The sequence below is a fragment of the Halococcus sediminicola genome (genome assembly GCF_000755245.1).
Lineage (GTDB): Archaea > Halobacteriota > Halobacteria > Halobacteriales > Halococcaceae > Halococcus > Halococcus sediminicola.
Map to the genome: position 1 here is coordinate 179317 of NZ_BBMP01000007.1, position 19783 is coordinate 199099.

The following is a 19783-nucleotide window of genomic DNA, read 5'->3' on the forward strand; positions in this document are numbered from 1 at the left end:
TTTTATCCGTTCCGCTGCTGTTCGCGTCATGGCTAGCCTCCTCGGCGACTACGACCGCTCGCGCATCCCGATATGGGGCATGGCGGTCGTGTTCGGTCTCGCGCTCGCGTTCATCGTCTGGCGGTACGTCGGGACGTTCGTCCTCGGACTGTTCGTCTACTACATCACGCGCCCGATCCACCGCCGGCTCGCCGACCGCGTGCCGACGTCGAGCCTCGCGGCAGCGGTCTCGCTGTCGACGGTCGCGCTGCCGATCATCCTGCTCATCGGCTACACCCTCTACGTCGGCGTCTTTCAACTCGCCGACGTCGCCGAGAGTGCAAATCTCCAGCCGGTGCTCGACGCGCTCGAACCGTACGTCGGCGATGCCGGCGTCGGCACCGAACCACAGGCGATCATCGATTCGGCCATCGCGGACCCACAGCAGTTCCTGAGCGGCGGCGTGGTCGACGCGATTACTGAGGCCACGACGCCGCTGTTCGCGTATCTCGGCGCGTTCGGCAACGCGCTCATCCACCTGTTCGTCGTGCTCGCGCTTGCGTTCTACCTCCTGCGCGACGATCACAAGCTCGCGGCGTGGTTTCGCCGCCAGCTCGCCGGCGAGGGCACGCCCGTCTACGCCTACCTCGACGCGGTCGACCGCAACCTGAAGACCATCTACTTCGGCAACATCCTGAACGCCTTCTCGACGGCGATCCTCGCGGCGGTCTCGTACAACGCTCTCAACGCGATCAGCCCGGCCGGCGTCGCCGTGCCCTCGCCTACATTGCTGGGTCTGCTCACCGGCGTCGGCAGCCTCGTGCCCGTGATCGGGATGAAGATCGTCTACGTCCCGGTCGCGCTGTTGCTCGGCGTCGAGGCCGTGCTCGTCAGCCCCGCACTGCTCTGGTTCCCGCTCGTCTTCGCCGCCGTCTCGCTGGTCATCGTCGATACGATCCCCGACCTCGTGCTCCGACCCTACGTCTCCGGTCGGGACCTGCATACCGGGTCGGTGATGATCGCCTACATCGTCGGTCCGTTACTGTTCGGCTGGTACGGACTCTTCCTCGGACCGCTCTTGCTCGTGCTGTTCGTCCACTTCGCGCGCATCCTGCTGCCCGAACTCGTCCGTGGCGAACCGCTCACCGCGCAGGCAACGGCGGGCAACCCGCTCCACCCGGCCAGCGATATCGCCGTCCCCGAACCCGAACCGGTCGAGACGGCGGACGAATCGAGCACCGAGAGCGTCGATGAGACAGCGGAATCGGCATCCGATGACGCCGCTCGACGCTCTTCCGAGGGCTCCGATACCGACGATTGAACAACGGACGGATGGTTTATCCGCCCGGCGCGAGAACCATCGGTGATGCAGGCGATCGAAATCACTGAGTTCGGCGACAGCGGCGTCATCGAGAGTACCGAGCGCGACAGACCGGAGCCAAGCGACGGCGAGGTGCGCATCGCCGTCGAGGCCGTCGGAGTGAACTTCGCGGACATCATGCAGCGCCGCGGCCACTACGTCGGCGGGCCGGAACCGCCCTACGTACCGGGCATGGAGGTCGCGGGCACCGTCGACGCGGTCGGGGAGGGCGTCGACCGCGAGGTCGGCGAGCGCGTGGTCGCCATGACCGACGAGGGCTACGCCGAGTACGCCACCGCAAACGCTGCCGGACTGTTCGACGTCCCCGAGTCGATGAGCTTCCCGGAGGCGGCGGGCTTTCCCGTCCAATTCCTGACTGCCCACAACACGCTATTCGAGTGGGGTGAACTGGAGGAAGGCGAGCGCGTGCTGGTCCACGCCGCCGCGGGCGGCGTCGGCACGGCCGCGACCCAACTCGCCAACGAGGCCGGCGCGGAGGTCTTCGGCACCGCGAGTACCGAGGAGAAACTCGCTCTCGCCGAGCGCCTCGGTCTCGACCATCCCATCGACTACACCGAGACCGACTTCGCCGAGGAAGTCAACGAGCAGACCGACGGCGAGGGTGTCGACCTCGTTCTCGACGGGATCGGCGGCGAAACCACCACCGAGAGCCTCGACTGCCTCACCCACTTCGGTCGGATGGTCTCCTATGGAGCGGCGAGCGGCGAACCTGGCTATCCCGACACGAGCACGCTGCTGTTCAACAATTTCACAATCCAGGGCTACCATCTCGGCCAGTCGATGCAGCGCGACCCCGAGCGCGTGCTCGATGCCGTCCCGCATCTGACCGAACTGCTCACGAGCGGCGAGCTCGAAGTGATCGTCGGCGAGACGTTCCCGCTGGCCGAGGCTGCCGACGCCCACGAGTACATCGAGAATCGCCAGTCGAGCGGAAAGGTCGTCCTCGAACCCTAATCGACCGGCAGCGCGCTCGTGTCGATTCCGTCGCGCCGTCCATCGAGAACGGAAAACCGCTCGTCACGTCGGCGTTCGAGCCAGTAGAGCAGTCGTTCGGCCCACACGAGTTTTCGTCGTTTCATCGCACCTACCGAATCGTCCTCGAAATCCCAGCCGACGAACTCTAAACTACTCGCCCCGCAGTGATCGGCCAGAAAGGCCGCACGATCTCCGTCGGTGAATCCGCCGAGGTTCATCACCGGATCGGCGGGCGCTGCCTGGGTCGTGGCGAGCACGTGCTCGATCTCGAGGGTTGGCACCACCTCCTCGACCAGCGGCCCGTTGTCGCCGTGGGCGTGGACCGCGACTGGCGTGCCCGAGTCGGTGAGTCTTCGTACAGTTTCGGGATTTTTGTCCAAATCGGTCACCATGCAGTCGACGGCGATGCCAGTCTCCTGGAGACGGTCGACGGCGGTCGAGGCGGCGAACACGCTGCTGTCCGCTGTGTCGAGCCCGTCGAGATCGGTTCCGAGAGACGGGCCGGCCCCGGCGATCACGACCGTCTCGCCCGTCACGTCGAGCCTATCGAGGTCGAACGGGCGGGTGAGGTCGGCGAGGTGGTCACGGGCGCGCTCGTCGCTCGTGCGGTCGAAACCGAAGTCGGCGAGAATCGCCTCGTAGATCGGTTCCCACGTGGCGAAGTTCATCGCAGTGCGGCTCTGTCGCCGAGTGCATCGCCGATCAGGGCTGCATCGCGGGTTGCGGCCACGTCGTGGGTGCGAATCACGTCCGCGCCACGCTCGACGGCCAGCGCCGTCGCGGCGAGGCTCGCGGGCAGTCGGTCGTCCGTTTCGCGGCCGACGACATCACCCAAGAAGTTCTTCCGGTTGATGGAGACCAACATCGGGTGGCCGATCGCGCGGAACTCGGAAAGCCGCCGGAACGTCTCGCGGTCGTCTTCGAGGGTCTTGTCCTCGCTCCAACCCCCGAAGGCGGGGTCGATGATCGTCTTGTCGGTGAGATCTTCGGCGAGCGCGTCGTAGATCTCGTCAACGTCCGCGAGCGCGCCGGGTCGTTCGAGATCCGGCGGGCTGGCCATCTTCACGACCGCCGCGTCGCGCGCCTCGCAGACTTGCGGCAGTTCGGGGTCGGCGAAGCCACAGACGTCGTTCACCATGTCGAAGTTCGCGTCGAGGGCCGCCGCCGCGACCTCGTGGTATCTGGTCTCGATCGAAAAGACCGCCTCGCCTTCGACTCGTTCGACGGTCTCGATGGCCGTGTCGAGTCGCTCGCGTTCCTCGTCGGCCGAGAGCACCGCGAAGCGCTTGTTCGCCGATTCGAGACCGATATCGACGATGTCCGCGTCCTCGGCGATGAGGTCGTCGACGTAGGCGGCGGCGTCGGTGGCATCGGCGAACACGCTCGGCTCGTAGGGCGACTCGTCGCTGACGTTGAGCACGCCCATGATGCGCGATGGGTACTCGTCGCCGATGGGGAGACCGGCGGCCTCGACGGTCTGCATGCCCCGAAATTGGTGCACAGCGCCAAAAGCGGCGCGTTCGAGCGACGCGACTTTCAGGGACCGGCACCCTCTCTCTGTTATGGGCAAGGTCAATATCGCGCTTCGCGGCTGGCGCTTCGACGAGTCGGCGGTGTTCACCGACGACGGCGACGTCAAACCGATCGACGAGATGGACCCGACGACCAGAGAGCGCGTCGTCAGGCTCCGCCAACTCATCGACTCGCCATGTCACGCCTGCTGGCTCGTTCACGGCGACAGCAACTTGGACGACTGTAACGACGCGGCGGCAGTCTACGGTGAACCCCTGAGCGAAGTCGTCCTCTGTGAAGCACACGAACCCGACTTCCTCTACTGGTTCCGCGAGCGGGGCGGAGCCGACTACCGGGGCGACCCCGAACTCCAGGACGCCTTCCACGAGTGGTTCGCCGACGGTGGGCGCGCGCCCGATGGATACGAGAGAGTCGAACACGTCGACACCGACCAAGCGGGAGTGCCGTCGGTGTCGGGCACGGAGTCGCCCGCCGAGGCCGAACAGGAGGCTCAGAGCGTGGATCTCGACAACCTCGACATCTGATGGAGGTCGCCGTCGCCGTCGTCGATGCACACACGCCGGGCAACGTGGGCACCATCGCGCGGGCGATGAAGAACTTCGGGTTCAGTGAGTTGAAACTGGTCGATCCCCCAGAACTGGACCCCGACGGCGAGGCCTACGGCTTCGCCGGCCACGCCCGCGAGGACGTTCTCCCGAACCACGACGTGCTCACCTTCGAGGAACTGGTCTCGGAGTTCTATACGGTGGGTTTCACCGCCATGACGGGCCGCGACGAGGGGAGACACGTCAGATACCCGTTTAGAACACCTGCCGAACTCAGCGAGCACCTCGCCGGCGTCGAGAGCGACGTCGCGCTCGTCTTCGGCCGTGAGGGTACTGGACTCTCGAACGAGGAGTTCGCCCGTATCGACGAGGTGTGTTCGATTCCGGCCAACCCCGATTATCCAGTTCTCAATCTCGGGCAGGCGGCCACGGTCGCCCTCTACGAACTTCGGGACCTCACCCTTGGGGAGACCCACCAACCCGTGCGCCACGACCGCGCCGACGAGCGCGCGCTCGAAGGACTGTACGAGCAGTTTGCGTCGTTTCTCGTGGCCATCGACCGGCCAGCCGAAAAGCGCGCGAAGACCGAGCGCATGCTCCGGCGCGTGCTCGGGCGGGCTCACCCCACCGGACGGGAGGTCACGACGCTGCGCGGGCTGTTCCGGCGTGCGGAGATGCAGATCGAGCGCGCACGGAACAAGGAGTCGTAGGCGGTTCGGGTCCCTTACAGTTTCGGCGTCGCCGGCGATTCGGTCTCTTCGCTCTCCTCGTCGACGATGAGCGTGTTGGCGATGAGGTTGCCGTGTGCGCGCCGGAAGCGCTCCGAGAGCGCCTGATGGGAGATGTCGAGCTCCTCGGCGAGGTCGGCGACCGAGAAATCGCGGGGCACCTCGTAGTAGCCGTGTTCGAAGGCCGCCTCCAGCGCCTCAGCCTGCCCCTCGGTAAGCCCGAAGCGGGCGTGGCGCTCGTTCTCCATCGAGTAGATGGCCTGGACGTCGATGTCGATATCGTGTTCGCGACAGAACTCGTAGGCGCGCGAGAGCGAATCACGGTCGGGAAAGAGCAGTCTGAGGTTCCAGTGGCCGTTCTCGCTTTCGGCGTTCAAGACGGTAGCCTCCTCCTCGACGAGTGCGTGGACGACGAACTGAACGTGTGAGATCCAGTCCATCCGGTAGAGCCACTCGCCGTCGAGGTCCGAGAGACACTCGACGTTTTCGACGCTCGGGTCGACCTCGAAGGCAGCCTCGAGTTCGTCGCGATCGGGTGCGCTCGCCCAGACGAACGGCATGACCCGCTCGGCGTCGTGGGCGACGACGCGCTCGACGTCGAACGTCGCCTCCGGCACCGCTTCGAGCGTCTCGCCGAGCGCGAACGTCGCGGCCGCGATCGACGCCTCACAGATGGTGGTCATTCACCAACGTATGGGATACAACATGGCATAACCATTTCGCTACTTCGACAGGATGGCTCGAAACCACGAACCCGTTCTGTTGAAGTGTCCGAAGCCAATATGGACGGCAATGAGCGAGGACTTCTACTCGGTGCTCGGCGTCTCGCGGGACGCGAGCGACGAGGAGATCAAACAGGCCTACCGGAAGAAGGCCGCCGAGTACCATCCCGACGTCTCCGACGACCCGAACGCCGATGAGAAGTTCAAACAGGCCAAGAAGGCCAAAGAGGTGCTCTCGGACGACCAGAAGCGCCAAGCCTACGACCAGATGGGCCACGAGCGCTTCGAACAGGCCGAAAAGCGCGGCGGGTTCGACGGTGGCGGTGCGGGCGGCCGGGGGGGTATGGGGGGAATGGGCGGCATGGGTGGTGCCGGCGGCGACCCCTTTGGAGGAATGGGTGGCGGCATGGGCGGTGGCGGTCTCGGCGACATCTTCGAGCAGTTCTTCAACGGGGGTGGCGGTCGCGGCGGCGGGCAGAGCGGTCGGCGACAGGGATCGGACCTCCGAACCGACCTCACCATCGAACTGGAGGAGGCCGCAAAGGGGGCCGAAAAACAGTTCACCGTCGCCCGCCCGGAAACCTGTCCCGACTGCGATGGGGCGGGCCATCCCGACAGCGCTGACGCCGAGACCTGCCCGCAGTGTGATGGGCGCGGCCAGACGACACAGGTCCAGCAGACCTCGCTCGGACGGGTCCAGCAGACCCAGACTTGCCGGCGCTGTGGCGGCGACGGCACGCTCTATTCGGAGGACTGTTCGACCTGCGGCGGCGACGGTCAGGTCCGCACCGAGGCCAGCCTCTCGGTCGAGGTGCCACCCGGCATCCGCGACGGTCAGACCCTCCGGATGGAGCGGGAAGGCGCACCCGGCGAGAACGGCGGCCCGAACGGTGATTTGCTCATCGAGATCAGCGTCCGCAAACATCCCGACTTCGATCGCGAGGGCGACGACCTCGCCCACCGCGCGGCCATCTCCTTCCCGCAGGCGACCTTCGGCGCGACCATCGAGGTGCCCACCCTCGACGGCACGGTGGAGATGGACGTGCCAGCGGGCACACAGAGCGGCGAAACGTTCCGCCTCGAAGGCAAGGGCATGCCCCGCTTACGCCGTCGCGGCACCGGCGACCTGTTCGTCCGGACGCAAGTCGTCACCCCAGAGGAGATGAACGACGAGCAGCGCGAGGCGCTCGAAGCGTTCGCCGAGGCCGGCGGCGAGGAAATCGAGGTCGAGGAAGGCTTTTTCGAGAAGATCAAGAACTCGCTCTGAGAGCGATCGTCCACGTACCGAGGCAACAAAGCCGTCTCGGGGTTCGGACGGATAGTGATGGTCCGACGAGTGATCGAACCCCACCCGTGTTCTGCAGACGAGTGGACGAGCCGTCTCGAATCACGGCCGCTGCGTTTCGCCCGCCATTCCTCGCACTCGAACGTTCCACACGATCAGCGAGTGGTCGCGTCCCGGTCGACCTCATACGCCGACAGTACACAGTCCAGCGATCGGCCGGCTTTCGAAAATCGAAACTCAACTACGCATCTCGCAGACTATCGCCGGGCTTATTACGATGTGCGAATTGGCGTGGGTAATGAGCGACGAGGACGAAACGATACTGTTGATCGGTAGTGGCCCAATCCAGATCGGACAGGCGGCGGAGTTCGATTACTCGGGCGCGCAGGCCTGTCGCGCGCTCGCCGAGGAGGGGGTCCGAGTCGTCCTCGTCAACTCGAACCCGGCGACGATCATGACCGACCCGGAGATGGCCGACGCGGTCTACATCGAACCGATCACCACCGAAGCCATCGGCGAGATTATCGACAAAGAACGGCCCGACGGCGTCATCGCGGGACTCGGCGGCCAGACTGGACTCAACGTGACCGCCGAACTCGCCGAGGAGGGTGTCCTCGAAGAGTACGATGTCGACATCATGGGAACCCCATTGGACACCATCTACGCGACCGAGGACCGTGACCTCTTCCGCCAGCGCATGGAGGCGATTGGCCAGCCGGTGCCCGCCTCGACGACCATCGCGCTTGACGAGGGCGAATCGGTGACTGACATGGACCGGGACGCCCTGCGCGAGCGGGTCGATGCCGCGGTCGAGTCCGTGGGCGGCCTGCCGGTCATCTCGCGGACCACCTACACCCTCGGCGGCAGCGGATCGGGCGTCGTCGAGGAGCGCGAGGAGTTGTACGAGCGCGTGCGGAAGGGGTTGCGCCTGTCGAGAAACAGCGAAGTCCTGATCACCGAGTCCATCGCGGGCTGGGTCGAACTCGAATACGAAGTGATGCGCGACGCCGACGACTCGTGCATTATCATCTGCAACATGGAGAACCTCGATCCGATGGGGATTCACACCGGCGAATCCACGGTCGTGACGCCCTCGCAGGTCATCCCGGACGACGGCCACCAGGAGATGCGGACCGCGGCGCTCGACGTGATCCGCGACCTCGGGATTCAGGGCGGCTGTAACATCCAGTTCGCATGGCGCGACGATGGCACGCCGGGCGGCGAATACAGAGTCGTCGAAGTGAACCCCAGAGTGTCACGTTCGTCGGCGCTCGCCTCCAAAGCCACCGGGTATCCCATCGCGCGCATCACGGCAAAGGTCGCGCTCGGCAAGCGCCTCCACGAGATCGAGAACGAAATCACCGGCGAAACCACGGCGGCGTTCGAGCCGGCGATCGACTACGTCGTGACCAAAGTCCCGAGATGGCCCAATGAAAAATTCCGCGACGTCGAGTTCGAGCTCGGTACCGCGATGAAAAGTACAGGAGAGGCGATGGCCATCGGACGGACTTTCGAGGAATCCCTGTTGAAGGCGTTGCGCTCGACGGAGTACGAACCGGACGTCGACTGGGCGGAAATGGACGACGCGACGCTCGAAACGGAGTTCCTGGAACGGCCGACGCCCGATCGTCCATACGCGATGTTCGAGGCGTTCGACCGTGGCTACTCGGTTGAAGACGTCGCCGAACTCACCGGCATCGAGTCGTGGTACGTCGAGCGCTACGCGAACATCGCCGAAGCAGCAGGGAAAGCGGCCGACGGCGAATTTGAGGCGGCCGCCGCGGTCGGCTTCACCGATCAGGAGGTCGCGGCGATGGCCGCCGGCGACGACGCGATGACGCGCGCCGACGGCAGCGGCGCGATCGAGGTCGACGATGCGGCCTTCGACGAAGTGGCCGCGGACGCGCCCGCACGCGATTTCAAACAGGTCGACACCTGCGCCGGCGAGTTCGCCGCCTCGACGCCGTACTACTACTCCGCGCGCGAACCGGAATTCGGCGGCGACTCGCCGCTCGCGACCGACGAGGTGCGCGTCGACCGCGACGTCGAGAGCGTCGTGATCGTCGGCGGCGGCCCCATCCGCATCGGTCAGGGTGTTGAATTCGACTACTGTACCGTGCACGCCGTGCGCGCGCTCCGCGAGCAGGGTATCGACGCCCACGTCGTCAACAACAATCCCGAGACCGTGTCGACGGACTACGACACCTCCGATGGGCTGTTCTTCGAACCCATCACCCCCGAGGAGGTCGCCGACGTCATCGAGACCACCGGGGCCGACGGCGTGATGGTCCAGTTCGGCGGCCAAACGTCTGTGGATATCGGGCGCGGGCTGCAGGCCGAACTCGACCGGCGCGACCTCGACTGCGAGGTCCTCGGAACCTCCGTCGAGGCGATGGACCTCGCCGAGAACAGAGACCGCTTCAACCACCTCATGGACGAACTGAGCATCGCCCAGCCGGCCGGTGGGGCGGCCGAAAGCGAGGCCGAAGCGCTCGACCTCGCTCACGAGATCGGTTACCCAGTATTAGTACGCCCGAGTTACGTCCTTGGCGGGCGCGCGATGGACGTCGTTCACGACGACGACGAACTCCGCCAGTACGTCGAGGAGGCCATTCACGTCAGCCCCGACCAGCCCATCCTCATCGACGAGTTTCTCGAAGGGGCTGTCGAACTCGATGTCGACGCGGTGGCCGATGCCGACGACGTGCTCGTCGGCGGCATCATGGAACACGTCGAATCGGCCGGCGTCCACTCGGGCGATTCGGCCTGCATGATCCCGCCCGAATCGCTCGACAGCGAGGTGCTGGGACGCGTGCGCGAGGTCGTCGAGGACATCGCACAAGCGCTCGATACGGTGGGCTTGCTCAACGTTCAACTCGCCGTCAAGGACGGGGAGGTGTTCGTTCTGGAGGCGAACCCGCGCTCTTCGAGAACCGTGCCGTTCGTCTCGAAAGCCACCGGAGTACCCATCGCAAAGCTCGCCGCACAGGTGATGGCCGGCACGTCGTTGGCGGACCTCGATGTGACCGAGCAGGTGCCGGAACAGACGAGCGTCAAGGAAGTCGTGCTGCCGTTCGACCGCCTACCGGGCAGCGACCCGCGGCTCGGTCCGGAGATGAAGAGCACCGGCGAGGTGATGGGCACGGCCGGTAGCTTCGGAAAGGCCTACGACAAGACCCAGACCGCGACGAGTAAGCCGATTCCCGCCGAAGGAACGGCGGTCGTGGACCTTACGGATGGGGAATTTCCCGAACCCGAGAGCCAGCAGGGACGGGAACTCCACGATGGCTTCGCCGAGCGCTTCGAGCTGGGGGAGTTCGACGACTTGCAAGCGGCCATCCGCGAGGGCGAGGTGGACCTCGTGATCTCGCGCGACCGCGCGGCGCTCGAAACCTGCGTCGAGGAGGATATCACCTACTTCTCGACGACCGCGAGCGCCGAGGCGGCACTCGCCGCACTCGCAGCGCGCGAGGAGGATTCGGCGGTCGCGGCGGTCAGCGAGCGGCCGACGACCGAGCGCGAGTGGGGCAACTGAAGGGAATAGTCTGGGGTTGAATCAACGGATTCGGTGACGGAACGTATTTGTCGGTCACCGGAGAACTGCCGGTGAATGAGCCGTCTCAGTCTGTTCGGCGCTATCCACTTCGACCGCCGTGCGAAGGTCGAAGACGAACTCTCGGAATTCGTCGCGACGGAGGATGCGGACGCGATCTTCATCGAGTGGCCCGAACATGCGCTTGCACGGCGCGCGGTGTTGCGTGCAATAGTCGCCGTCCCGATCGTCGTGCTCGGTGGCGTCGTTCTCGACCTCGTTCGGTCGCCGTATTATCTCCTGTTCAACCGACGCTTCGATTCGACCGAGCACGTGATCGCCGAGCGGATCGAACGGCCGACACACGAAATCGACCGGCATCCGTGGGCACTCATGGCCGAGGCGGGCCTACTGGCGATCGCCCTCAATTGGCTCGTTGGACTCGCTTTTCTCGCGGTCGCACCGTTCGAGACCACAGCGACGACCGTTGCGCTCCTCGTCGCCGGTGGCGCGGTCAGGGCAGCGGCCACGCGAGACAGAAGTTTCGCAGCGGTCGCCGGCACGCTCGTTCTCGTCGCTCTGGGAAGCATTGGGGCCGTCGTCGACCCCTTTATCGGATGGTTTGCGCTCATACTCACCGCGCTACCCGCCGCCACCGCCGTACCGCTGGCCTTCAGCATGAACACGACCATCGCGACCGTCGCTCGTATCCCCGCGGTCGCCGTCGTGGTCACGATGGCATTTCTCGCGGACTCGACCGTCGGATGGTTCGCGCTCGTGGCGTTCCTCGCCTTCGCGGTGTTCGCTACCCGAACGCTCGATACACGAAACGAACACATGACCGAGCGCATCGAGACCATCGCCGGCGAGGAGGGATACGACTCGTCGGTGCTCGTGACCGGTGCGGCCCATCTCCCCGGAATAGTCGAACGCGCGAGCGACGCGGGCCTCGCGCTCGGACGAACGTACACGCCACGCTGGCTCCGCGCGCCGGGGAAGATCGAAGAGAATCCGGCCGAATCGGCCGAGAGCGCCGTGCGAACGAGCGACACCGTCCCCGTCGAACTCGGCTCGGCAGGTGCGCGGGCGGCCGCGAGCGTGGTCGATCTCCTCGTGCTCGGTGCGATGGCCCAACTCCTGCTCGATGGCTTCCTTTCAGGCGTGCTCGCCGGGATCATCGTCACGCCGCTCGCGTACTACGTGCTCCTCGAAGCACACTATGGAAAGACGCTCGGCAAGCATCTCGAAGGGCTGGTCGTCACCGACAGGAATGGGTTGCCGCCCTCGCTTCGGGCGTGTCTGCTGAGAAATCTCCTGCGTCCGGTCGATTTCGTGGCGTTCTATCTGCTCGGGTTCGTCGTCGTGCTGGCGACCGACCGCGACCAGCGCCTCGGCGACCTCGTCGCCGGCACGGAGATCAGGGTGAGAAGTTAGTCCGCCGTTGCGACGACGCGCTGGGAGTCGGCCAGTTCGAGCACCTCGTCGAAGAAGTCGAGCGAGTCGTGCGGACCGGGATTGGCTTCAGGGTGGTACTGTCGGGTGAGCACGCCCAACTCGTCGCTTTCGAGACCTTCGGGCGTGTCGTCGTTGACGTTGATCTGTGTCACGTCGAGGTCGCCCGGTTCGGTGACGGCGTAGCCGTGGTTCTGCGTGGTCATCACGACTCTGTCGCTGTCGAGATCGCGGACGGGCTGGTTCACGCCGCGGTGGCCGAAGGCCATCTTCTCGGTGCTGCCGCCGAGCGCCCGTGCGACGACCTGCTGGCCGAGACAGATGCCCGCGATCGGGAGGTCGCCGACGAACGTGTCGACGAGTTCTTGGGCGGCATCGAAGTTCGCTGGATCGCCCGGGCCGTTCGAGAGGAAGAGCAAGTCGGGGTCAAGCGCGCGCACGTCGTCTGGCGTCGTGTCGTAGGGCAGGACAGTGACGCTCGCGCCGCGGTCGAGCAGCGAGGAGACGATCGAGCCCTTCGCACCACAGTCGATCAGCGCGATCTCGCAGTCGCCGCCCTCGTGACGGATCGGCTCGCCGACGCTGACCTCGGCACCGATGTCGGTGTGTTCGCTCATTCCCTTGCACTGTTCGAGCTGCTCGCGTGCGGCCGCCGGGCTGGCGTCGGGTCCGGCGGCGATGCCACACTTCATCGCGCCCTCCTCGCGGAGTTCGGTCACCACGTCCCGTGTGTCGAGGCGGTCGAGTGCGGGCACTCCCTCGCTTTCGAGCCACGTTGCCACGTCGTCGGTGAGTTCGCGGGCGAGCACCGCGGTCGGCTGGACGGTCTCGGACTCGAAGCGCTCGTCACGAACCCCGTAGTTCCCGATGAGTGGGTACGAAAAGGTCAGGATCTGCTGGGCGTAGGAGGGGTCGGTGAGGCTCTCCTCGTAGCCCGTGTACGCCGTCGTGAACACCAGTTCGCCGCGAGCGGTGCCCGGTGCGCGCGAGCGCCCGGTCAACACCGCGCCACCCTCGATGGCGACGTAGGCCTCTGTCATTACGATATGCGTACAGACGCACCCCTAATAATCGTTGTGTTCGAAACAACGTTACGATATTCGTAATCGTGAAGTAGCGACGGCCGGTAGCGTGGACGATGGACGACCTCGACCGCCGGATCCTCGACGTGCTCCGACGGGACTCACGAACGCCGTACACCGAAATCGCCGCACAGGTCGGTACCTCCGAGGGCACGGTCAGAAACCGTGTCGAGCGCCTCGTCGAGGAGGACACCATCGAGCGCTTCACCGTGACCACCCGCACGGGGAACATCAAGGCGATGATCGAGGTGAGCGTCGCCGTCGACGTCGACACCTCGGCGGTCTCCGAACGGATGGCCGAGTGGCCCGAGGTCGATTTCGTCTGGCAGGTCAGCGGCGAGGACGACGTCGTTTTGATCGTCGATGCGGCCGATACGGGCGCGGTCAACGGTCTCATCACGCAGGCGCGCGAACTCGACGACATCGTCTCGACGAAAACACGATTGATTCTCGACGAACGGCTGGGCTAGTCGTCCTCGGGTGGCGTCCCCACACCGGACGTCGCCCAGTCGGGCGCGCTCTCGCTGCGCGTCGGCGACGGCTACGATCCCGACCCGCCGGCCATCGGCGAGCGGTAGGCCGCAGTCGAAGGCGATATGAACGCACTCCGCGAGACGCCACTATGAGCACACGGGACGCCACCGACGACACCACCGAAACGCACCCGGACGCCGACCAGCAGCTCGTCGCGGTCGACGAGAACGACGAGCCGGAGGGGATCGTCCAGCGCCTCGACGCCCACACCGGTGACGGCGTTCGCCACCGCGCGTTCACCGCGATGTTGTTCGACGAGGCGGGCAACCTCCTGCTCGCCCAGCGCAGCCCCGAGAAACGCCTCTGGGACACCGGCTGGGACGGCACCGTCGCCTCCCACCCCCGCGAGGGCGAGGACCAACTCGACGCCACGCGCAAGCGCCTCGACGAGGAACTCGGCATCTCGCCCGATCAGTACGACGATCTCCGGGCGACCGACCGTTTCGAGTACAAGCGCTACTACTACGACGAGGGCATCGAATGGGAGGTCTGTACGGTTCTCAAAGCGACCCTCTCGGACACGACGCTCGACCCCGACGACAGCGAAGTTGCCGGGGTCCTCTGGGTGCCCTACGAGCGCCTCCACGAACACCCGCGCTGGTACCGCCAGCTCGACTTCTGTCCGTGGTTCGAGATCGCCATGCGCCGCGACTTCTAACACGGACCTTTTTACTGCGGGGGTGCGCTCCCTCGCGTTGTTCGGTCGCGCACCCCCGCTTGCAAAAAGCTACGCTAAAAACTCCCGCTCGCTCCCTCCGGTCGCTCACGGTGAACCGCGCTCGTTCCACTCGCGCGGACACCGATGCACCGCTTCCGCACAGCACCGCCGAAGCCCTCGCTCCCGACGGTCGCTCGCCCTTCATCCGCCGAGGCCCGCACCGCGAGCCGCGAGCGCCGCCCACAATCGCTCCGCGACCGCAACCGTGGGCCGCGGCCGCAGTCGCCAGACCCCAACCGACTTGACTCACCGGTACCATACGTCACCAATGGCGACGTGCGACGCGTGCGGCAAGAACGAGAACATGCCGTATCACTGCCGGCACTGCGGCGGGACCTACTGTGGCGAACACCGCCTGCCCGAGAGCCACGACTGTCCCGGTCTCGACGACTGGAACGACCCCTCGGGCGTCTTCGACAGCGGGTTCGACGACAGCGTGAACAACCGGGGCGGGTCGTCGAGTCGGTTCTCGGGACTCACCGGTACTGGCGGCCCGCTTGGCTACTTCCGCGGCAACATGACGTTCGTCTTCCTCGGGCTGATGTTCATCACGTTCGCGCTGCAGTTCATGGTCTTTCCGCTCTTTGGCGCACCGCCCGGTAGTGGACTCTGGAACGCGGTGTTCGTGATTTCGCCCCAACATCCGCTCTACGTCTGGACGTGGTTCACGTCGATCTTCGCTCACGGCGGCTTCTTCCACCTGCTGGTCAACGCCATCGTCATCTACTTCTTCGGGCGCATCGTCGAGAACTACGTCGGATCGCGCGATTTCACCGTCCTCTTTCTCGGCAGCGGCGCGCTCGCCGGGCTCGCCCAGATCGGCATCGAGATGCTCCAAGGGGGAATCACGGGCGCACTCGGCGCGAGCGGGGCAGCACTCGCCGTCATGGGCGTACTCACCGTCATCAAACCCGACCTCAGAGTCTATCTCTACTTCTTCATTCCGGTCCCGATATGGCTGCTCACCGCCGGCTACGTCGTTATCTCGGTTTCGGGCGCGCTCGGCGGCCCGGGCATCGCCGGCGTCGCCAACGTCGCCCACCTCGTCGGCCTGCTCGTCGGTCTCGCCTACGGCCAGCGCGTCAAGGGTCAAAAACGCATGCCGGGCCAGCTCCAGTTCGGCGGCGGGCGCGGTGGTGGCGGCATGGGCGGTCCCGGCCGCGGTCGGGGACCGTTCTGATGGATCTCGCCAACCCGAAATTCGTTCCTAACCCCGATAGTTCGCGCGAGGAGATGGAAACCCTCCAGCGCGATGTCGCGACCGCCGCGATCTTCACCGACGACTTCACGTTCGACGCCGCGACCGTCTCGACGGCGAACACCCTCACGGCTGGCGATTCACCTGTCGTGGTCGGCGTCGATCAGGCTTTCCTCGACGACAGGGCCGTAGGCGCGGTCGTCGCCTTGCGCGACGGGGAAGTCATCGAGCGTGCGAGCGCGGCCGTCGACTGCGATTTTCCCTACATCCCGGGACTGCTCTCCTTTCGGGAGGCCGGAGCCATCGTCGCCGCGCTCGAAAATCTCGACACCGACCCCGACCTCGCGATCTTCGACGGCAGCGGCCGCATCCACTACCGCGAGGCGGGTCTGGCCACCCACCTCGGCGTCGTCTTCGACCTCCCCAGTATCGGCGTCGCCAAGGGACTGCTCTGTGGCACGCCTCGCGAACCGCTCGATGGACTCACGGAAGGTACACGGGTCGCCATCGACGCCGACGAAGACATCGAGGGAACCGACGAAATCATCGGCTACGCACTCCAGACGCGCCAGTACGACTCGGATAGTCGGAAAATCAACCCGGTCTACGTGAGTCCGGGCCATCGCGTGGGCTGCGAGACGGCCGCAAACCTCGTCGAACAACTGTGCGACGGCTACAAGCTCCCCGAGCCGACGCGGCTGGCAGACGGCCACGCCGACGCAGTGAAGCGCGAACTCGCGGGATGAACCGGCGAGCGAACGGCGGAAGTTAACTACCCGGCCCGAGAGAATGGGATAGAATGGCGAAAACCGCACTCATCACCGGCTGCTCGTCGGGCATCGGTCGTGCAACCGCCGAAGCCTTCCTCGATGCCGAATGGACCGTCTACGCGACCGCACGCGAGGCATCGGCCATCTCGGACCTCGGAACCGCTGGCTGTGAGACCGCCGCGCTCGACGTGACCGACGACGAGCAAGTCGAGAACGTGGTCGAGCAGGTCATCGATGAGACCGGGAGAATCGACTGTCTCGTGAACAACGCCGGCTACGGCCAGTTCGGGCCGATCGAGGACGTACCAACAGAACGGGTCCGCGAGCAGTTCGAGGCGAACACCATCGGCCCACACCGACTCGCGCGGGCTGTCCTCCCGCACATGCGCGACCGGGGTGACGGGCGCATCATCAACGTATCGAGCACCACCGCCCGGTTCGCCACGCCGGGCCGAGGCGTCTACGCCGGTTCGAAGGCCGCCCTCGAAGCCATGTCCGAAGCACTGCGTGCGGAGGTCACCGACTACGGCATCGACGTCTCGGTGGTCGCGCCCGGCCCGGTCGATACCTCTTTCGACGAGCGCGCCCGCGCGGAACTCGACGGTGTCGAGCGCTCGGGGGCCTACGAAGTCTTCTACGACTACTTCGAGGACTATCGTACCGTGGTCGAGGGTGGTGTTGGTACTGTGAGTCCCGGAGCAGTCGCCGAGGCAATCCTCGATGCGGCGGTCTCGCCCGATCCGCCGGCACGCTATCCCGTGGGTCCGGTCGCGGGGGCCGCCGAGTACGCCCGCTTCCTCCCTGCCGGCGTGCGCAACTCGCTGTACGGTCTCGTCCGCCGCGTCGTATAGATTTACTTGCTATTGCTGGCGACCGCCGAGCGTTCGCCGTCGAGATCCGGACTGAAAGCGTGTTTCGTGAGCGTGGGTACGATCCACGAGTCGTGGAGCGAACGAGAGGCCGCCCTGCATCGCGACAGCCACATCTTCCCCAGCCGACTGCGCTCCTCGCTCGCTACACTCGTGCAGACCTCGCGCGAGTCGCGCGCTGAAGGCGCGCTCCCGCGCGCCAGCCACGAACCGCAACGCGACCAGACCGTCAACCGAAGAATTCGGTCAGCCGGCGGCCCGCTTGCTCGACTTCCGGCGTGACGAGCGCGAAGCGGAACCAGTCGGCGCGCGCCTCGCCGAAAGTCTCGCCGGGCATCCCGGCGACGCCAGCCTCGTCGACGAGTCGCTCGGCGTTGTCCATCGTGCCCGGAAAGTCGGGAAAGCGCGCCATCACGTAGAACCCGCCGTCGGGGGCGGTGTAGTCGGCTCCAGCGGCGTCGAGCGCGTCGGTGAAGGTATCGATGCGGCGGGCGAGGCGGTCACGATTTCGCTCGTAGTAGTCGGGACCGGTCGCACGAAGCGCGCGGAGGACGGCGTGCTGGGCGGGCCGACTCCCGGCGACGTTCACGAGCATGTGGCGGGTGTGCGCGCCCTCGGCCAGCGCCTCCGGGAAGATTGCATAGCCGACGCGAAAGCCCGTGATGGCCATCGACTTCGAAAACGAGTTCGTCACTACGCGATGGGAAGAATCGACCGCGAGCGCGCTGGCAAAGTCACCAGTATAGTCGAAGTGATCGTACACCTCGTCGCTCACGAGAATCGCGTCGTGCGCTTCGGCAATATTGACAAGTTCGGCCATCGTCTCCTCGGAGTAGACCGCTCCCGTGGGATTGTTCGGCGTGTTCACGACGATGGCTGCGGTTTCGTCGCTCGCGCGCTCGCGGACGGCGGCGGGGTCGAGTGAGCCGTCCGCATCGACCGGCACGTACCGGGGGATGCCACCCAGCAGTTGCGTCTTGCCGGGATAGTACGGATAGACGGGGTCGGTAAGCAACACTTCCTTACCTGCGTCGCGGTCGAGCGCGCCCGCGAGCGCGAGGTAGTTCGCCTCGCCCGCCCCGTTGGTGACGACGACCGCATCACTATCGACTCCACGCCGGGCCGCGATTTCCTCGCGCAGATCGGCGAGACCCGCACTCGGCGGATATTGGTAGTCGTTGCCATCGAGATCGGCGTACTCGTGGAAGGCCTCGCCGATTGCGGGCGGCGAGTTCCAGTCCGGACCGCCGCTGACCATCTCGACCACATCACTATCGCTGGCCGCTGCGTACTGCATCAGTCGGAAGAACTGCGGCGTCTGGTAGTCCATACGTCAGCCAGACGCGGGTTCGTACTCCGTCTTTCGCCTCCGAACGTGGGTTTTTGCCCACGGCGGGCGAGCACTCGGGTATGTCATCGCCCGATCCAATCGAGGAACGACTCGGCGACGCCCTGCGGGACGCCGACGCCACCATCGCGGTCGCCGAGTCCTGTACCGGGGGGTTGGTGGGGTCGCTGCTCACGGATGTGCCGGGGTCGAGCGACTACTTCGACCGCTCGCTCGTGACCTACTCTTCACGGGCGAAACGCGCGCTGCTCGCGGTCAGCCGCGAATCGCTCGACGCCCACGGCGCGGTGAGCGAACCGGTCGCCCGCGAGATGGCCCGCGGCGCGCGCGATACGGCCGACACGACGTGGGGGCTCGCCACCACGGGAATCGCGGGCCCCGACGGCGGTACCGACGAGAAGCCAGTGGGAACAGTTTTCATTGGCGTTGCCCACGCAGCGCCGTGGACGACCGGTGACTCGACGAGCAGGGTCGAACACCACGTCTTCGACGGCACGCGGAAGGAAATCAAGGAGAAAATCGCCCGGCGCGCGCTCGCGGTGATGTGCGAGGCGCTCGACGACCGCGAGCAGGAAACGACTTAGGGACCACACGTCTCGAAGGAATCGAGGATGAACAAGCGCGGGCACGTACTCAACGCACTCGTCTTGAGCGTGGGACTGGGCTGTCTCGCCGCCCCCGCACTCGACGTGACGACGCTCTGGACCGTCGTCGCCATCGCCGTCCCTGTGACACTCGGCGCGCTCCTTCCCGACGTCGACACTGCCTTCGGCACCCATCGCAAGACACTGCACAACCTCCCGGTCCTCGCCCTGTTTTTCGTCTACCCCTTTTATTTCGACAACCTTCGGTTCGTCTGGATCGGCGTCGCCACCCACTACGTGCTCGATCTGCTGGGCTCGAAACGCGGCATCGCCCTCTTTTACCCGTTCGACCGCGCCGAGTTCGACGTTCCGGTGGGGGTCTCGGCGCGGAGCCGGTACGCCGGCGGGCTGATGGTGCTCATCACGACGCTCGAACTCGCGGTCGCCGCCGCGCTCGCCTACGACCTTCCCCGGCGATTGGTGGCGAACGGATTGCGTGCGAGCGGGCTGACCTGAGAGCAGAACAGGTATCACTCGCGGACGGTTCG

General features: G+C 65.8%; 19 protein-coding genes. 14 read left to right on the top strand and 5 right to left on the bottom strand.

The window, feature by feature from the left end; translation table 11 throughout:
- Window positions 1-28: 28 nt before the first annotated feature.
- Both ACP97_RS05105 and ACP97_RS05110 read left to right on the top strand, forming a co-directional pair.
- Window positions 29-1300 carry an AI-2E family transporter gene (locus tag ACP97_RS05105; RefSeq protein WP_049996757.1) on the top strand — a complete coding sequence of 424 codons (1272 nt, stop codon included), beginning with the start codon at window positions 29-31 and terminating at the stop codon, window positions 1298-1300.
- Window positions 1301-1345: 45 nt separating this feature from the next.
- Window positions 1346-2314, top strand: coding sequence for a quinone oxidoreductase family protein (locus ACP97_RS05110; RefSeq protein WP_049996758.1), 969 nt, complete (start codon window positions 1346-1348; stop codon window positions 2312-2314).
- Here ACP97_RS05110 and ACP97_RS05115 read toward each other — a convergent pair.
- Window positions 2311-3003, bottom strand: a complete 693-nt coding sequence (locus ACP97_RS05115; protein WP_049996759.1) for a 6-hydroxymethylpterin diphosphokinase MptE-like protein — start codon at window positions 3001-3003, stop codon at window positions 2311-2313. The genes ACP97_RS05110 and ACP97_RS05115 overlap by 4 nt on opposite strands.
- On the bottom strand, window positions 3000-3818 hold the full coding sequence (folP, locus tag ACP97_RS05120; RefSeq protein WP_049996760.1) for a dihydropteroate synthase: 819 nt from the start codon (window positions 3816-3818) through the stop codon (window positions 3000-3002). The genes ACP97_RS05115 and folP overlap by 4 nt, the downstream gene beginning before the upstream one ends.
- A gap of 79 nt (window positions 3819-3897) precedes the next feature.
- On the opposite strand from folP, the gene ACP97_RS05125 reads away from it, so the two are divergent.
- Complete coding sequence (locus ACP97_RS05125) at window positions 3898-4392, top strand: hypothetical protein (protein WP_049996761.1); 495 nt, start codon at window positions 3898-3900, stop codon at window positions 4390-4392.
- Window positions 4392-5123 carry an RNA methyltransferase gene (locus ACP97_RS05130; RefSeq protein WP_049996762.1) on the top strand — a complete coding sequence of 244 codons (732 nt, stop codon included), beginning with the start codon at window positions 4392-4394 and terminating at the stop codon, window positions 5121-5123. The genes ACP97_RS05125 and ACP97_RS05130 overlap by 1 nt, the downstream gene beginning before the upstream one ends.
- Before the next feature lie 14 nt (window positions 5124-5137).
- On the opposite strand, the gene ACP97_RS05135 is transcribed toward ACP97_RS05130, so the two are convergent.
- A complete protein-coding gene (locus ACP97_RS05135; protein ID WP_049996763.1) occupies window positions 5138-5824 on the bottom strand; it encodes a helix-turn-helix domain-containing protein in 687 nt (228 codons plus the stop codon).
- A gap of 109 nt (window positions 5825-5933) precedes the next feature.
- On the opposite strand from ACP97_RS05135, the gene dnaJ reads away from it, so the two are divergent.
- The 3 genes from dnaJ to ACP97_RS05150 all read left to right on the top strand — a co-directional run bounded on the left by dnaJ (window position 5934) and on the right by ACP97_RS05150 (window position 12114).
- Window positions 5934-7130 (top strand): molecular chaperone DnaJ, encoded by a 1197-nt coding sequence (dnaJ, locus tag ACP97_RS05140; protein ID WP_049996764.1) that lies wholly within the window; start codon window positions 5934-5936, stop codon window positions 7128-7130.
- A gap of 316 nt (window positions 7131-7446) precedes the next feature.
- On the top strand, window positions 7447-10683 hold the full coding sequence (gene carB, locus ACP97_RS05145) for a carbamoyl-phosphate synthase large subunit (RefSeq protein ID WP_049996765.1): 3237 nt from the start codon (window positions 7447-7449) through the stop codon (window positions 10681-10683).
- Window positions 10684-10758: 75 nt separating this feature from the next.
- Window positions 10759-12114, top strand: coding sequence for an RDD family protein (locus ACP97_RS05150; protein ID WP_049996766.1), 1356 nt, complete (start codon window positions 10759-10761; stop codon window positions 12112-12114).
- Here ACP97_RS05150 and carA read toward each other — a convergent pair.
- A complete protein-coding gene (carA, locus tag ACP97_RS05155) occupies window positions 12111-13172 on the bottom strand; it encodes a glutamine-hydrolyzing carbamoyl-phosphate synthase small subunit (RefSeq protein ID WP_049996767.1) in 1062 nt (353 codons plus the stop codon). The two genes, ACP97_RS05150 and carA, sit on opposite strands and share 4 nt — an antisense overlap.
- Before the next feature lie 98 nt (window positions 13173-13270).
- Between carA and ACP97_RS05160 the strand changes: the two genes are divergently transcribed.
- The 5 genes from ACP97_RS05160 to ACP97_RS05180 all read left to right on the top strand — a co-directional run bounded on the left by ACP97_RS05160 (window position 13271) and on the right by ACP97_RS05180 (window position 17285).
- Window positions 13271-13684, top strand: a complete 414-nt coding sequence (locus ACP97_RS05160; RefSeq protein ID WP_049996768.1) for an Lrp/AsnC family transcriptional regulator — start codon at window positions 13271-13273, stop codon at window positions 13682-13684.
- Window positions 13685-13836: 152 nt separating this feature from the next.
- Window positions 13837-14406, top strand: a complete 570-nt coding sequence (locus tag ACP97_RS05165; protein WP_049996769.1) for an NUDIX hydrolase — start codon at window positions 13837-13839, stop codon at window positions 14404-14406.
- A gap of 328 nt (window positions 14407-14734) precedes the next feature.
- The gene (locus ACP97_RS05170; RefSeq protein WP_049996770.1) at window positions 14735-15646 is read left to right on the top strand and encodes a rhomboid family intramembrane serine protease; all 912 of its coding nucleotides are present in this window, start codon (window positions 14735-14737) and stop codon (window positions 15644-15646) included.
- The gene (locus tag ACP97_RS05175) at window positions 15646-16410 is read left to right on the top strand and encodes an endonuclease V (protein WP_049996771.1); all 765 of its coding nucleotides are present in this window, start codon (window positions 15646-15648) and stop codon (window positions 16408-16410) included. Before ACP97_RS05170 ends, ACP97_RS05175 begins: the two co-directional genes overlap by 1 nt.
- Window positions 16411-16463: 53 nt before the next feature.
- The gene (locus ACP97_RS05180; protein WP_049996772.1) at window positions 16464-17285 is read left to right on the top strand and encodes an SDR family oxidoreductase; all 822 of its coding nucleotides are present in this window, start codon (window positions 16464-16466) and stop codon (window positions 17283-17285) included.
- 247 nt (window positions 17286-17532) lie between these two features.
- Here the strand turns inward: ACP97_RS05180 and ACP97_RS05185 are convergent, their stop codons facing one another.
- Window positions 17533-18633 (bottom strand): pyridoxal phosphate-dependent aminotransferase, encoded by a 1101-nt coding sequence (locus ACP97_RS05185; RefSeq protein WP_049996773.1) that lies wholly within the window; start codon window positions 18631-18633, stop codon window positions 17533-17535.
- A gap of 80 nt (window positions 18634-18713) precedes the next feature.
- Between ACP97_RS05185 and ACP97_RS05190 the strand changes: the two genes are divergently transcribed.
- Window positions 18714-19235, top strand: a complete 522-nt coding sequence (locus ACP97_RS05190) for a CinA family protein (protein ID WP_049996774.1) — start codon at window positions 18714-18716, stop codon at window positions 19233-19235.
- 27 nt (window positions 19236-19262) lie between these two features.
- Window positions 19263-19751 carry a metal-dependent hydrolase gene (locus ACP97_RS05195; protein ID WP_049996775.1) on the top strand — a complete coding sequence of 163 codons (489 nt, stop codon included), beginning with the start codon at window positions 19263-19265 and terminating at the stop codon, window positions 19749-19751.
- The last annotated feature ends 32 nt before the right edge of the window (window positions 19752-19783 follow it).

Bases quoted from the DNA above. Each gene is read 5' to 3' on its own strand.
- ACP97_RS05105 (WP_049996757.1), top strand. From the start codon at position 29: ATGGCTAGCCTCCTCGGCGACTACGACCGCTCGCGCATCCCGATATGG.
- ACP97_RS05110 (WP_049996758.1), top strand. From the start codon at position 1,346: ATGCAGGCGATCGAAATCACTGAGTTCGGCGACAGCGGCGTCATCGAG.
- ACP97_RS05115 (WP_049996759.1), bottom strand. From the start codon at position 3,003: ATGAACTTCGCCACGTGGGAACCGATCTACGAGGCGATTCTCGCCGAC.
- folP (WP_049996760.1), bottom strand. From the start codon at position 3,818: ATGCAGACCGTCGAGGCCGCCGGTCTCCCCATCGGCGACGAGTACCCA.
- ACP97_RS05125 (WP_049996761.1), top strand. From the start codon at position 3,898: ATGGGCAAGGTCAATATCGCGCTTCGCGGCTGGCGCTTCGACGAGTCG.
- ACP97_RS05130 (WP_049996762.1), top strand. From the start codon at position 4,392: ATGGAGGTCGCCGTCGCCGTCGTCGATGCACACACGCCGGGCAACGTG.
- ACP97_RS05135 (WP_049996763.1), bottom strand. From the start codon at position 5,824: ATGACCACCATCTGTGAGGCGTCGATCGCGGCCGCGACGTTCGCGCTC.
- dnaJ (WP_049996764.1), top strand. From the start codon at position 5,934: ATGAGCGAGGACTTCTACTCGGTGCTCGGCGTCTCGCGGGACGCGAGC.
- carB (WP_049996765.1), top strand. From the start codon at position 7,447: ATGAGCGACGAGGACGAAACGATACTGTTGATCGGTAGTGGCCCAATC.
- ACP97_RS05150 (WP_049996766.1), top strand. From the start codon at position 10,759: ATGAGCCGTCTCAGTCTGTTCGGCGCTATCCACTTCGACCGCCGTGCG.
- carA (WP_049996767.1), bottom strand. From the start codon at position 13,172: ATGACAGAGGCCTACGTCGCCATCGAGGGTGGCGCGGTGTTGACCGGG.
- ACP97_RS05160 (WP_049996768.1), top strand. From the start codon at position 13,271: ATGGACGACCTCGACCGCCGGATCCTCGACGTGCTCCGACGGGACTCA.
- ACP97_RS05165 (WP_049996769.1), top strand. From the start codon at position 13,837: ATGAGCACACGGGACGCCACCGACGACACCACCGAAACGCACCCGGAC.
- ACP97_RS05170 (WP_049996770.1), top strand. From the start codon at position 14,735: ATGGCGACGTGCGACGCGTGCGGCAAGAACGAGAACATGCCGTATCAC.
- ACP97_RS05175 (WP_049996771.1), top strand. From the start codon at position 15,646: ATGGATCTCGCCAACCCGAAATTCGTTCCTAACCCCGATAGTTCGCGC.
- ACP97_RS05180 (WP_049996772.1), top strand. From the start codon at position 16,464: ATGGCGAAAACCGCACTCATCACCGGCTGCTCGTCGGGCATCGGTCGT.
- ACP97_RS05185 (WP_049996773.1), bottom strand. From the start codon at position 18,633: ATGGACTACCAGACGCCGCAGTTCTTCCGACTGATGCAGTACGCAGCG.
- ACP97_RS05190 (WP_049996774.1), top strand. From the start codon at position 18,714: ATGTCATCGCCCGATCCAATCGAGGAACGACTCGGCGACGCCCTGCGG.
- ACP97_RS05195 (WP_049996775.1), top strand. From the start codon at position 19,263: ATGAACAAGCGCGGGCACGTACTCAACGCACTCGTCTTGAGCGTGGGA.